The 13456-nt window shown below is 41.2% G+C and carries 12 protein-coding genes; 9 read left to right on the top strand and 3 right to left on the bottom strand.

Annotation, left to right across the window (positions count from 1 at the left end; all coding sequences use genetic code 11):
* The first annotated feature begins 1 nt into the window (after position 1).
* Positions 2-589: a lipocalin family protein gene (locus F891_RS03580; protein WP_004279677.1), complete on the top strand. Its 588-nt coding sequence runs from the start codon at positions 2-4 to the stop codon at positions 587-589.
* Between the two features lie 162 nt (positions 590-751).
* On the top strand, positions 752-1690 hold the full coding sequence (gene rarD, locus F891_RS03575; protein WP_004730115.1) for an EamA family transporter RarD: 939 nt from the start codon (positions 752-754) through the stop codon (positions 1688-1690).
* Positions 1691-1934: 244 nt separating this feature from the next.
* On the opposite strand, the gene F891_RS03570 is transcribed toward rarD, so the two are convergent.
* Entirely contained in the window at positions 1935-2903 is a 969-nt protein-coding gene (locus F891_RS03570) for an IS30 family transposase (RefSeq protein ID WP_081398964.1), read from the bottom strand.
* A gap of 163 nt (positions 2904-3066) precedes the next feature.
* On the opposite strand from F891_RS03570, the gene F891_RS03565 reads away from it, so the two are divergent.
* The 6 genes from F891_RS03565 (at position 3067) to proB (ending at position 10066) form a co-directional block, all read left to right on the top strand.
* On the top strand, positions 3067-4656 hold the full coding sequence (locus tag F891_RS03565) for a hypothetical protein (protein WP_005262153.1): 1590 nt from the start codon (positions 3067-3069) through the stop codon (positions 4654-4656).
* 240 nt (positions 4657-4896) lie between these two features.
* Complete coding sequence (locus F891_RS03560; RefSeq protein ID WP_005246822.1) at positions 4897-6354, top strand: glyceraldehyde-3-phosphate dehydrogenase; 1458 nt, start codon at positions 4897-4899, stop codon at positions 6352-6354.
* A 185-nt stretch (positions 6355-6539) separates the two neighbouring features.
* Positions 6540-6914, top strand: a complete 375-nt coding sequence (locus F891_RS03555; RefSeq protein ID WP_004646514.1) for a winged helix-turn-helix transcriptional regulator — start codon at positions 6540-6542, stop codon at positions 6912-6914.
* A 30-nt stretch (positions 6915-6944) separates the two neighbouring features.
* Positions 6945-7520: a hypothetical protein gene (locus tag F891_RS18265; protein WP_005262150.1), complete on the top strand. Its 576-nt coding sequence runs from the start codon at positions 6945-6947 to the stop codon at positions 7518-7520.
* A 167-nt stretch (positions 7521-7687) separates the two neighbouring features.
* Positions 7688-8905, top strand: a complete 1218-nt coding sequence (gene cgtA, locus F891_RS03540) for an Obg family GTPase CgtA (RefSeq protein WP_004646519.1) — start codon at positions 7688-7690, stop codon at positions 8903-8905.
* Between the two features lie 27 nt (positions 8906-8932).
* Entirely contained in the window at positions 8933-10066 is a 1134-nt protein-coding gene (gene proB / locus F891_RS03535) for a glutamate 5-kinase (RefSeq protein WP_004279682.1), read from the top strand.
* 74 nt (positions 10067-10140) lie between these two features.
* On the opposite strand, the gene F891_RS03530 is transcribed toward proB, so the two are convergent.
* Both F891_RS03530 and F891_RS03525 read right to left on the bottom strand, forming a co-directional pair.
* The gene (locus F891_RS03530) at positions 10141-10737 is read right to left on the bottom strand and encodes a phosphatase PAP2 family protein (protein ID WP_005262149.1); all 597 of its coding nucleotides are present in this window, start codon (positions 10735-10737) and stop codon (positions 10141-10143) included.
* Between the two features lie 164 nt (positions 10738-10901).
* The gene (locus tag F891_RS03525) at positions 10902-11606 is read right to left on the bottom strand and encodes an SIMPL domain-containing protein (RefSeq protein WP_005262148.1); all 705 of its coding nucleotides are present in this window, start codon (positions 11604-11606) and stop codon (positions 10902-10904) included.
* 476 nt (positions 11607-12082) lie between these two features.
* Between F891_RS03525 and F891_RS03520 the strand changes: the two genes are divergently transcribed.
* Positions 12083-13456, top strand: coding sequence for a diaminobutyrate--2-oxoglutarate transaminase (locus F891_RS03520; protein WP_005246815.1), 1374 nt, complete (start codon positions 12083-12085; stop codon positions 13454-13456).

Below are 13456 nucleotides of genomic sequence, written 5' to 3'. Positions count from 1 at the left end.
TATGACAACTCAAAAATTTTCACGTACTGGATTAAAGCTGGCAAAAATTGCGGTGGGTAGTGCGGTTCTTCTTGGTTTGGGCGCCGCTACCATGGCTTATGCGAAAGACGAGCCATTACCGACCATTGAGAAAGTTGAACTGGACCGTTATCTGGGAACATGGTACGAAGTAGCACGCAAACCTTTGTATTTTCAAAACAAGTGTGATCGCGATGTCACAGCGACCTATACTTTAAATGAAAATGGCAATATCGTGGTGGATAACCGCTGCATTAAAAAAGATGGTGGACAAACCCAGTCATTGGGCGAGGCATTTGTGCAAAATCCACCGCAGAATACCAAGTTAAAAGTCAGTTTCTTACCAGACTTTATTCGTTGGATTCCGGTCGCTCGTGGCGATTATTGGGTCTTAAAACTGGATGAAAATTATCAAACTGTTCTGGTCGGTGAGCCAAAACGTAAATATATGTGGATACTCTCACGTGATCCTCAATTGGATAAAAATGTGGTAAATGAATATTTACAATATGCACAGTCTGTCGGTTATGACCTGAGTGATGTAATTCATACTAAACAAACTCAAAGATAAAAAGATCGTCTTAATGGGAACCATGCTATGGCATGGTTTTTTATTTTATGAGTCGAAAGACAATCTAAAATCGAGAGATAACTACATTTTAAATAGATGAAGCATCAAGCTTTCTATTGTACTAATCGTTATAATGCCGGCGAATGAAAGTAGAGTTTAACTATGTATAAAGGCATCGCGTTATCTGTCTTGGCCTCTGTGGTTTTTGGAGTGCTGTATGTATTTACGCCTTTTTTACAGCCTTTAGATAGTGAACAGACTTTTGCTTGGCGTATGCTGGCGACTTTACCATTCCTCACAGCCTTTATGTGGTGGTCGGGTGATCTGAAACATATTAGCAATATCTTTAAGCGGGTGTTGCAACAGCCTTCATTCTTGATCTGGTTGCTGATCAGTTCACTGTTGTGTACCACGCAATTGTGGTTATTTCTATGGGGACCTATCAATGGCCGTGGCCTCGAAGTCTCGCTCGGTTATTTTCTGCTACCTCTGGTGATGGTGTTGGTCGGCTGTGTGCTTTATAAAGAAAAATTGTCATCTTTCCAGATGGTCGCCGTTGCTCTGGCAATGTTGGGGGTAGGGCATGAAATCTGGCGGATCGGTTCAATCGCATGGGAAACGGTCTATGTCGCTTTAGCTTATCCACTTTATTTCTTTATGCGGCGTAAATTCGCGACCGATCATCTTGGTGGATTCTGGTGGGATCTATTTCTGATTTTGCCTGTGGCATTTTATTTGGGCTTTATCTATAGCGATTCTATGTCGCTTATGTTGAGTCATTCTCATTTGATCCTGGCAGTTCTTGGATTGGGCTTTTTAAGTGCGCTCGGTTTAGGTAGCTATATTTTGGCTAGCCGATATTTACCCTTTGTCATCTTTGGGCTGTTGAGTTATCTGGAGCCGGTACTGCTTGCTTTTGCCTCGATGGCACTGGGTGAGCGTGTGGAATCAGGTGAATGGCTGACCTATATTCCAATCTGGTTGGCTGTTTTACTGTTGATTGTGGAAGGAATATTGCATTTAAAACAGCAGCAGCTGAAAAAAAATGAGCTGGCAAATAAAGCTGCACAGCTAGAAAAAATCAGAAAAAATAATGAATAATGTGGTTTGCATAAGCATTATATTCGTCAGACAATATTGACCTGATTATTTTTAAAATCATCTACCATTTTGTTTAAAATAATGTTTTCGATATATTAAGGGGATAAACATGTCACAGATTGCGATTCCATATCAGTTACGTGCACGTTTATCACAACTGGAACCAAGTCTGGATTTAAATTGGGAGCGAGAGCTTCGTACTATTCTGGCAGAAGTTTCACCCGAATTAAAAGAAAGGGCGAATTCAAACATGAGGTGCGACAGTTTGAAAAGTCTTATGATAATCAACAAGCTGAGCAAATTTCTCTAATGGTGTAAGCCAATCTAACGCTTTTCTAGGACGAGTATTCAGTGACATGGCAACTTGATTTAAATAATGCTGATCTGCCTGATTTAAATCAATCCCTTTAGGTAAATATTGCCTAATTAAACCATTCATATTTTCGCATGTGCCTTTTTGCCAGGGTGAATGTGGGTCACAGAAATATACATCTATGCCTAAATCTTCTTCAAGTATTTTATGTTCTGCCATCTCGCGTCCACGGTCATAGGTCAACGTTTTACGCAGTTCTGCAGGTAAATATTTCAGAGCTTCAGTTAAAGCCTTGCGCACTGATTCTGCCTTTGCATCAGGTAATGTTGCCAAGATACAGAGCCGTGTATTTCGTTCAATAAGTGTTGCTATCGAACTTTTATTGTCTTTACCTTTAATTAAATCAGCTTCCCAATGACCCGGTATTTTTCTTTCTTGAACTTCGGCTGGGCGCTCATGAATAGTTTTAATATCCTGTAATATAGAATCTTTTTTAGGTTCACCGTTAGCTTTTCGCTTTTTATTTTCATGACGCAGACAGGATAATAAGTCTTTTTTCAACTCACCCTTTGGTAATGCTCGTATCGTTGAATAAATCGTTGTATGGCTTACATTCATTGTTTGATCCAAATCAGGAAATGTCTTTAAACGCTTTGCTATTTGCTGAGGAGACCATAAACAACGGATCGCTTCAACAATAAATTTCCAGAGGATTGAATCGATTTTGAGTTTTCTGTGACCACGTCTACGTCTAGCGAAGGTGTTATCAGAAGCATATTGAGCTTGATAAACGTCATTGATGCTATTTCTTTTAAGCTCACGATAGATCGTACTAGGATGTCTTTTAATGAGTTCAGCAAATTTTCTGGCTGAAAAGCCTTCTTTTCTTGACTCAAGCATTAATGCAGTACGATCTTCAAAGTTAAGATGATGGTATGACAATTTTATATACTCCATAAACCCTTTAAATTAATTAGGTGGTTTATGTCGCACTTCAAGTTTTACTCTGCCAAGTATTGATTTTCAAATTTTAAAGCCCAAGAAAATTCTTTGGGATCAGGAAATGGATCAATACCGCTATCAGGCTCAACATTCGGTAGAACGTCTTAGCCAAAAATTTCTCAATGACCGGATGCGTTACTATGCCAGTACCTTTGGCTTGTCACTGAAAAGTTTGCAGGGTTTGAATGATAGCTTGCAAATTGCGGACTACTTAGAAAACGTACTTGAACAAATCGATAAAATTGACGTCAATGAAAATTTTCAGATGCAGCGTGAAAAGCTGGAACTGCGTCGTACATTTTTATTAAATGCTGCTGAGATTATTCGTGGTCTCCGCTTACAGCCGGTTGAAGGAGTGCGTCAGCTTACCGAACAGCAAATCAAATGCTTCATTATTGAAGTTTTTATCAAGCAGCAATTGTTGAGTTATTGGTATAAGCCGCTATTAAAAAAACAGACGGCAGAAATGACGCATCCACTTTTCCGTTATTTCCTGATTAAAGAGCAGCAGATTCGTCATTTTGATATTGTCCGTACCTCGCAATTTCTATTTATTGTTGCGCCGGTGATGGATGTGCAGCAAAACCCGTATTCTATTCGTCGTTTCCTGATTGAAGAAAAAGGTGCACTTGAAGATCAGGTCTACCTGAATATCCTGATTTTGGACCTCCAGGATGATATGGATGAAGCGGTGGTAGAAACCCTGAAATCGCAGATGCAGCGGATGGTAACTTTACAGAGTCAGATTCATTTGGATGTAATCGATATCGTGCATACGCTGGAACAGGTGTCTGAACAGAAGTTATTGCCTTTACTGGTTGAGCCTATTCAAGTCGTAGAGAAAAATGCCGATGTGGTGGCACAACGTCACTTGAAACAGTTTGAAGAAATTATGACGCGTGAATTGCTTTTACCGATGCGGGATGCCATTCGTGATCATTTGTCGCATATTGAAGAGTTTGATTATCTGTATCTGCATGTCTATAAAATATTTACAGAAATTCTGGCCTATTACCGCGATTTCAAGTCCCAGCCGGGTTTCATGTTTAATCAGTACATCCAGAATTTTGAATATAAACTGCTGGCTTTTATCCGTTTACTGGAAAAGCGTAAATCGGAAACCTTTATTCCTACACACCGCAATGAATGGCAAGTCATGCATCAGCGTTCACAGCAGGCTGTTCTGGATATTCAAAATACGATTTCTGAAAATGTACAGCAATACCGGGATCTGAAAAAATATATTAATACACTGCAGCGGCAAAAAGCAGATGAAGAGAAAAAATCCTTATTTAAAAAGTTATGGCGTAAGAATAATTTCGATGAGGCGATTGATACCGCACTCAATCAATTGCAGCAGTTAAAGCGCAGTATGTTTCTGGAAATTATTCAGGTGCCAAGAACATATGAAAACTGTAGCGTATTTCTGGAGTTTGAAAGTTTGCAGCTTTTACAGCAGGTTGATCGCCACTATGCTTTTCCCTCTGGAGACAATGGTCTGACCCGTTTACCTTTGCTCATTCATTTGCCCGAAACCTATGATGATTTTGATGTAGAAAACTTCAATGCCTCAATGAGTCTGGACATGAATTTTTCAGCAGGGAGTAGAATCCAGCCTGAACAGGGTGGGACGCTAAATTTTGAACTTTAGATTTGTTTGAATAAACAACATTTAACAAATTTATACTAGGTATTGAAAAATAGTGGTCTTTAGCATTTTCGGATGCAAAATCATTCAGCTAATTACAACTATTTTTGAAATTTATAGTGAATATACGTTAAAAACTACCCGTCTCAACGAGCTTTTGATTCAAACTTGCGACCAATTCCATTACAATTGTCGGGTTTAGAAATTTATGCTTAGATTTACAATTAATTAGAGGACGTATCTGTGAGCAAAGACACTATTGTTGCCCTCCATGCAGAACACCAAGGTCGCTGGAAAAACCGTGAAGAACTTGCGGAACGTATGATTGCCCTTGTTGGCCAGTTATATCGTGAAAAAAATATTGTAGCTACAGTTTATGGTCGCTCTTTAATTAACCGTTCTGTGATTCAGATTTTGAAAGCACACCGCCGTACTCGCGTACTGGACGTTGAACTTTCTGTAGTTGATACTTTCCCAATTCTTGAAGCATTGGTTAAAGTAGACAATATCGGTTCTGCTGAAGTTGATCTGGGTAAACTTGCTGTTGAATTTAAAGAAAAAGGCGGCGACATCGATGCATTTGTTGCAGACGCTGTTAAATCGATCGAAGGCAATGCTGCTGCTGTAGAACATAAAGATGTGGTTCTTTATGGTTTCGGTCGTATCGGTCGTATCCTGGCGCGTTTGATGATTGGTCAATCAGGTCTGGGTCGTGGTCTTAGCCTAAAAGCAATCGTTGTTCGTAAATCATCGGATGGTGATTTGGAAAAACGTGCTTCTTTACTTCGTCGTGACTCTATTCACGGTCCATTTGCAGGCACAATTTCTGTAGATGAAGAAAACGAAGCAATCATTGCCAATGGTAACTTCATCAAAGTGATTTATGCTTCTAATCCTTCTGAAGTAGATTACACTGCATACGGTATCAACAATGCACTTGTGATCGACAACACAGGTAAATGGCGTGATGCTGAAGGTCTTGCTCAACATCTTAAATGCCCGGGCGCTGCTCGTGTGATTCTGACTGCACCTGGTAAAGGTGACATGAAGAACGTAGTTTACGGTGTAAACCAAGCGGACATCCTTGATGAAGATACAATCATCTCTGCTGCAAGCTGTACGACTAACGCCATTACACCTACGTTGAAAGTATTGCATGACAAATACACAGTGTTGAATGGTCATGTTGAAACAGTTCACTCGTTCACGAACGACCAGAACTTGATCGACAACTACCATAAAGCTGACCGTCGTGGTCGTGCTGCAACATTGAACATGGTCATTACTGAAACTGGTGCAGCGAAAGCAGTAGCGAAAGCGCTTCCAGCTCTTCAAGGTAAATTGACAGGTAACTCTGTACGTGTACCTACACCAAACGTATCTCTTGCGATTCTTAACCTGACTTTAGGTCAAGATGTTGATCGTGATGAAGTGAACGAATACATTCGTCAGATTTCAATCGGTTCTAGCCTGCAAGGTCAAATCGGTTATACCAACTCGACTGAAGTGGTATCTTCTGACTTTATCGGTTCACGCACTGCAGGTGTATTTGACGCGCAAGCAACGATCACTTCAGGCAACCGTTTAACTGCTTATGTTTGGTACGATAACGAAGTAGGTTATAGCTGCCAGGTATTGCGTATTGCTGAACAGATGGGCGGCGTAAGCTATCCAAAAGTTCCTGCTGAAACTAATGCATAATTAGTATTTAGCTAAAAAAAGAGCCTCACTTGAGGCTCTTTTTTTTATGATTTTTTTATTTAAAGTGAACTTTCTTAATCTAATAAGAATCAAAAAATCTGCTTGCTGGCGAAATATGAATCTGATAACTTACAAAGAGTAAGTATATTAAAATGAGTAAGTAATAAAAATATGGTGAGAATAGTATGACAAATTATGCAATTAGCCCGTTATTGGGGCAGGTTTTATCAACTGAATGTCCATCACGTGAAATATTGGAACACCTTGCCAATAAATGGTCGGTCTTGGTTTTGCGTTGCTTAAGTGAAGGTGTGCATCGTTTCAGTGAACTGAAACAACGCATTGAGGGGGTAAGTGAAAAAATGCTCTCCCAGACTTTAAAAATGCTTGAACAGGATGGTTTTATTTTGAGAACGGTTTATCCGGTGGTGCCGCCAAAAGTGGAATATCAATTGACGATTACCGGTTCACAAGCGGCTGAAAAAATCATGTATTTAATTGGCTGGATTGAAAAAAGCCTGCCAGATATTGTAGAGAATAAAGCGCGCGTAGCAAAATAGGGTGAATTGCTTTTGGGGCGGAGCAATGACATGAAAAATTCAGAAAATCTGGTTGCTACTCTATTAGCAGTGTACGCAATTATTTTAGTTTTATGCATAGCAATATATGCAATCTTTAAACTTTTAGAAGTTGATATTACTTTAGCAACCAATCTCTTGCTTTGGTCAGCAGCGATCTTTGCACCTGTTGCAGTATTGATGACATATAACAGTTGGCGAGAGCAGAAAGGGAGTGAGGTTGTAGCGATCTTAGCTAAAGATATAACCACTAACATATTAGAATTAAGAACACTTAATAATGAAATATTTAGCGGTTTTTGTGTAAGCAATATCAGCTTCGAAAAGAGTCAGAAAAATATTAATGAATTTCATGATTTAAGAATACAAATTAAGAAATCTACTATTCTTTTAAATGAATATTTGAAAAATGAGAATTTGTATAAAATCACTAAAAGTTTTAATCAGCAGACGCAAGAACGTAATGTTGAATATTGGAATATTTTAAAAAATAATTCTGATGAATATGCTAGAGAAACAATTAGAACATCTCAGATAGAATTTGATCCTATACTAGAGCAACTTATTAATTACACCTTATATAAATAAGTAAAAAATTATATGATTTTTAATTTTTAAAACAAAGCAATCAGGCTTGTTGAATCAAATTCAGAGCAAGGTGAACGATCTTCATTGATTGTGTCATAAATATAGTCGAGAAATTCTTTAAAATATGGCAGAATATGGGGTTTTAAAGTTTTTAGAGGATTGGCAATATGCGCTTTGTTGATGAAGCAGTCATTACCGTAGAGGCTGGCGACGGTGGCAATGGCGTAGCCAGTTTTCGCCGTGAAAAATTCGTGCCATTTGGTGGTCCAGATGGTGGTGATGGTGGTCGTGGCGGCAGCATTTATATTCAGGCTGACGACGACACCAGTACGCTAGTTGATTATCGTTATACACGTAAATATCGTGCAGAACGAGCAAAAAATGGCCGTGGGGCGAACTGTGCTGGTCGTGGCGGTGAAGATACCGTATTAAAAGTTCCGGTAGGAACAACAATTGTAGATGTAGAGTCTGGTGACATTATTGGCGACTTGATCGAAGACGGTCAACGCGTGAAAGTTGCAGCAGGCGGTGATGGTGGTTTAGGTAATACCCACTTTAAATCATCGACCAACCGTTCACCACGTAAATGTACGCATGGTCAAAAAGGTGAATTCCGTGAAATCCGTCTAGAGCTTAAAGTTCTGGCAGATGTCGGCTTGCTGGGTATGCCAAATGCGGGTAAATCAACCTTCATTCGTGCAGTATCGGCTGCAAAACCAAAAGTTGCAGATTATCCATTTACCACCATGGTGCCAAACCTGGGTGTGGTCGATGCTGACAGTCACCGTTCATTCGTGATGGCGGATATTCCCGGCCTGATCGAAGGTGCATCTGAAGGTGCAGGTCTTGGGATTCGCTTCCTGAAGCACTTGGCGCGTACCCGTATCTTGTTGCATATCGTTGACGTACAACCGATTGATGGCTCAGATCCGGCACATAATGCCAAAGCAATTATGAAAGAGTTAGAAAACTTCTCCCCAACGCTTTCAAAACTGCCGATCGTATTGGTACTGAACAAAGTCGATCAGTTGGCTGAAGAAACACGTGAAGAATGGTGTACCCATATTCTTGAAGAATTGCAGTGGGAAGGCCCGGTTTTTGAAACTTCTGGCTTAACTGCTGAAGGCACCAAAGACGTAGTTTACTACCTGATGGATCAGATCGAAGAGCAGCGTGAACGCGAAGCTGAAGATCAAGAATATGCAGCAGAAATGAAAGCATTCCGTGATCAGCTTGAAGCTGAAACACGTGAACAAACCATCGCTGCAAAAGAAGCGTATCGTGAGATGCGTCGTCAGCAACGTCTTGCCGGTATTCTGGGTGATGACGAAGATGATGAAGATGGCGATGATGATAGTGATGTGGAAGTGTACTACGTACGCTAATCTCTGAGAGAAGAGTCTGAGGACAAGATGATAGAAGTGGTAGATGGGCAACGTCAGCTCAAGGGTTGTAAACGAATCGTTGTTAAAATCGGATCATCTTTACTCACAGCAAACGGACAAGGTTTAGATTTAGATGCTATCTCGCATTGGGCGGGACAAATCGCAGATCTACACAATGCAGGACACGAGATTATTCTGGTGTCTTCCGGTGCTGTGGCTGAAGGTATGGTTCGAATGAAACTTGAGAATCGACCCACCGATCTACCCAGTCTTCAGGCTTGTGCTGCCATCGGTCAGATGGGCCTGATTCATACTTGGTCAAGCGTACTTGAGAAGCATCAGATTCGAACTGCGCAAGTATTGTTAACCCATGATGATCTGGCAGATCGTCGTCGCTACCTCAACTCATGTGATGCCTTGCAGAACCTGATTGATTGGCGCGTGATTCCGGTGATCAATGAAAATGACACGGTTTCGACTGACGAAATTCGCTTTGGTGACAACGACACGCTTGCGGCCATGGTCGCAGGTCAGGTTCATGCGGACCTTCTGATTATCTTAACGGATCAGGAAGGGATGTTTGACTCAGACCCACGGTCTAATCCAGATGCCAAACTGTTCCATACCGTACGTGCGATGGATGAAAGTCTGTTTGATATGGCCGGTGGAGGCGGTAAATTTGGTCGTGGTGGCATGCTGACCAAAGTTCGTGCAGCCCGTCTGGCGGCAAAGTCGGGCTGTCCGACCTTAATTGCAAGTGGTGATAGTGATGGTGTTCTATCACGTCTAATGTCTGGCGAATTGTTAGGTACCTTGTTTGTCACTGACAAAGACCGGATGACAGCGCATCAGCAATGGTTGGCTGCTCACTTGCAAACCGCAGGTCGTTTAGTGATTGATGATGGTGCAGTAAAAGCCATTAAAGACAATCATCGCAGTTTATTGCCTGTAGGGGTGAAAGCGGTTGAGGGTCATTTCGAACGCGGTGATGTGGTGGAATGTGTCGATACACAAGGTCACCGTATTGCAGTTGGTCGTGTCAACTTTAGTTCTCGTTCAGCAGATATCGTTCGTGGTCTGGCATCGGATAAAGTTCATCAGGTTTTGGGTGAAGCACGTTCTTTAGAGATGATTCATCGCAATCATATGGCGATTTACTAAATTATTCAGATTCAAGTTTAGAGATTCAAAAGTCCCGCTCTCGAGCGGGATTTTTTATGGCATTTTAATTAGATTTATTTAATCCAGCCCATTCGAATTAAAGGCGAAAATAACCAATAATGAATACCCAAAATAAAGTTTATGATTTGATTCTCATATTTCCACCACAGCGGCAAGCCAGCTAAATTTACTATTATTGCCATCAGGAATGCGCCCAGCATATCAATTGGAAAATGCACACCGACATAAACACGCGACCACGCTACCAGCCAAGCTGTCCAGATTAGAATTCGTCCCAAGTCTCGCTGCGGTGAAAAATAATAGGCGAAGGCAATCCCGCTAAAAATACTCATATGGTTGCTGGGAAAAGAACCAGTCGGTGCATGTTCAATCAGAGTGCGACCAACATCTATCACAAACGGGCGTGGGGTATTAAGGATCGCAGACAATACTTCACTCATCAATAAGGTAATAGCTGTAAAGATGAAGGCTTTTATAATCCCTGTTTTTACTTCGTAACTACCACGGAACCAGGCAATAGCAAAAATCAGCAAAAAAAGATACACCAGATCATGCGCAATCAGGGAGGCATAGTTGATCATCCAGATTGAGGTTTGGTCGGGTACATTTAAGATATGAAACAGGTAAAGATTCAGTTGGTCAAGGGACATGAGCAGAGAGGACTGGAACAAATGTCCGTTACTCTAAACCGGTCAAACCTCAATTCCTACCTGAGTTTGTATGAATTTGTAGCCTCGCTTTTTAAAGAATATTCACATGATAAAAAACCACTCAAAAGAGTGGTTCTTAAAAGTGCGAATAATATAATGAAGTCTTATTTAAACTGAATCGCCCCATTCGCGCTGACCGTCATTTGCGATTCACCCGCCGCAACTTCCTGCTCAGGAACCGCCATATCAGCCGATGCAGATTTCATCATGGCCATACGCGGTACTGGCTGTGGTGAATAATTGTTAGTATTCAGGTTTAAGTTCACCAGTTGATAACTCGGTTTGTTCCAGGTCTGGGTGAGTGCCTGTGCGCGTTGCTGGAAGTTTTTGGTAGCTTCAATCATCAGCTCGCTTTCAACTTTTTTACGCTTTTCGTCTGATACTTTAAAGTTAATCGACTGGGTCTGGAAGTGCTGTTGTAATTCGGCAATCAGTTGAGATGTCGCTTTAAAATCTTTCGATTCCAGACGAATTTGGGCACGACCACGCCATTCTTTCAATTTACGGTTGTCATTGTCATAAATAGGATAAGTGCTTTGTGCACCTGTCTCGATTTTCACAGTAGGATATTTGCGTGCTGTGGCGATCGCCTGATTCATCAGCTGGTTAATTTGAGTGGCCAGTTCAGCCGGCTGTTTGTTGGATTTTTCAATATAAAGCACAGCATACATTTCATCATTTGAGATTTCACGGCTAGCCTCTGCTGAAAGATTAACAACATTATAATTCAGAGATTCAGCAGGAGCTGCAAATGCGCCTGTGGCGAGGGTGCTGGCAAGGATCAAACTGGTAAGTGCTAAGAGACGCATGAAATTGTCCTGTTTTTCTTAAAATTGGCCATCTAAGCCGTTGTTAAAATATTAAATCTCAATTGTGATCTTTTTACGAAATATTTGTCGTAAGAGTGTTAAATTTTCTTTAATTTTATCTCATTATTTAATTTATATTTATTTTTAATAATTAAATACTTAATGAATAATTTTGAGACTGATTACCTGAATGTCGCCTGCGCTACAAAAAACCATAAAAGAACACGCTTTTCTTTCTGCTGTCACACTGTAAGATGATGATTTAGGGGATGGATTAGCATGATGTTTTTTTTCGATAAAGATTAGGACAAAATGTGACTGAAAGTTGTTTATTTTCCTGAAAAATTCGGTATCATCCGCCTCCTAGTTATTCGAATACAAAACTGCTAGCTAGAACCTTTTATAAAGCGCCGAGTCAAAGGACCAAACGTCACCAGACTTATTTCTTTCACCCATATCAGAGATGGTAATTCGATATGAGCGTTACTTCTGTAAACCCTGCCACCAATTCCACAAACGAATACTACTTGACTCGCCAAAGTCAGATGGAATCGAATGTGCGTAGTTATCCACGTAAATTACCGTTAGCGATAGCGAAAGCACAAGGTTGCTGGGTTACCGATGTTGAAGGTACTGAGTACCTTGATTGTTTAGCTGGGGCAGGGACGTTGGCTTTAGGCCATAATCATCCTGCAGTCATTCAAAGTATCCAGGATACGATTGCAAGTGGTTTACCATTGCATACCCTGGATCTTACTACTCCTTTAAAAGATGCTTTTACTGAAGCACTTCTTTCTTATCTTCCAGGTGGCCAGGAAGAATACTGCTTGCAGTTCTGTGGTCCATCTGGTGCAGATGCAACTGAAGCCGCGATTAAACTGGCGAAAACCTTTACCGGTCGTAGCTCAGTGATCAGCTTCTCTGGCGGTTATCACGGTATGACTCACGGTGCATTGGCAATGACAGGTAACCTGTCTGCGAAAAATGCAGTGAACGGCTTGATGCCGGGTGTACAGTTCATGCCATACCCGCATGAATACCGTTGCCCATTGGGTCTTGGTGGTGAAGCCGGTGTTGATGCCCTGACTTACTACTTTGAAAACTTCATTGAAGATGTAGAAAGTGGTGTGACCAAACCTGCAGCTGTAATTCTTGAAGCGATTCAAGGTGAAGGCGGTGTGGTAACGGCGCCAGTAAAATGGTTGCAAAAAATCCGGGAAGTGACTGAAAAACACAACATCGTATTGATTCTTGATGAAGTTCAGGCTGGTTTTGCACGTTCAGGCAAAATGTTTGCATTCGAACACGCAGGGATTGAACCTGATGTTGTAGTGATGTCTAAAGCCGTAGGTGGTAGCTTGCCGCTTGCCGTACTGGGTATTAAACGTAAGTTTGATGCTTGGCAACCTGCTGGTCATACCGGTACTTTCCGTGGTAACCAATTGGCGATGGGTACAGGTCTTGCAACGATCAATACCATTAAAGAACAGAACCTGGCGCAAAATGCACAAGAGCGTGGTGATTTCCTGCAAGCTGAATTGAAAAAACTGGCTGCTGAATTCCCATGTATCGGTAACGTGCGTGGCCGTGGTCTGATGATCGGCGTTGAAATCGTAGACGAGCGCAAAGATGCGGATCATATGGGTTCTTTGCCTGCTGATGGTCAATTGGCTGCAGCGATCCAAACCGCTTGTTTCAACAATAAATTATTGCTTGAGAAAGGTGGTCGTAACGGTACAGTGATTCGTTTACTTTGTCCGTTGATTATTACTCAAGACGAATGTGTTGAAGTGATTGCTCGTTTCAAAAAATCGGTTGCTGAAGCACTAGTTGCAGTTCGAGGCGCATAA

It is taken from the genome of Acinetobacter sp. CIP 101966 (assembly GCF_000369725.1).
Classification (GTDB): domain Bacteria; phylum Pseudomonadota; class Gammaproteobacteria; order Pseudomonadales; family Moraxellaceae; genus Acinetobacter; species Acinetobacter lwoffii_Q.
This window is presented reverse-complemented; position numbering and strand designations above follow the sequence as displayed.

Excerpts from the sequence above, each read along its gene's own strand:
- F891_RS03530 (WP_005262149.1), bottom strand. The coding sequence starts at position 10,737 with ATGTCCCTTGACCAACTGAATCTTTACCTGTTTCATATCTTAAATGTA.
- F891_RS03580 (WP_004279677.1), top strand. The coding sequence starts at position 2 with ATGACAACTCAAAAATTTTCACGTACTGGATTAAAGCTGGCAAAAATT.
- cgtA (WP_004646519.1), top strand. The coding sequence starts at position 7,688 with ATGCGCTTTGTTGATGAAGCAGTCATTACCGTAGAGGCTGGCGACGGT.
- F891_RS03570 (WP_081398964.1), bottom strand. The coding sequence starts at position 2,903 with ATGCTTGAGTCAAGAAAAGAAGGCTTTTCAGCCAGAAAATTTGCTGAA.
- F891_RS03520 (WP_005246815.1), top strand. The coding sequence starts at position 12,083 with ATGAGCGTTACTTCTGTAAACCCTGCCACCAATTCCACAAACGAATAC.
- F891_RS03525 (WP_005262148.1), bottom strand. The coding sequence starts at position 11,606 with ATGCGTCTCTTAGCACTTACCAGTTTGATCCTTGCCAGCACCCTCGCC.
- proB (WP_004279682.1), top strand. The coding sequence starts at position 8,933 with ATGATAGAAGTGGTAGATGGGCAACGTCAGCTCAAGGGTTGTAAACGA.
- rarD (WP_004730115.1), top strand. The coding sequence starts at position 752 with ATGTATAAAGGCATCGCGTTATCTGTCTTGGCCTCTGTGGTTTTTGGA.
- F891_RS03555 (WP_004646514.1), top strand. The coding sequence starts at position 6,540 with ATGACAAATTATGCAATTAGCCCGTTATTGGGGCAGGTTTTATCAACT.
- F891_RS03565 (WP_005262153.1), top strand. The coding sequence starts at position 3,067 with ATGGATCAATACCGCTATCAGGCTCAACATTCGGTAGAACGTCTTAGC.
- F891_RS18265 (WP_005262150.1), top strand. The coding sequence starts at position 6,945 with ATGAAAAATTCAGAAAATCTGGTTGCTACTCTATTAGCAGTGTACGCA.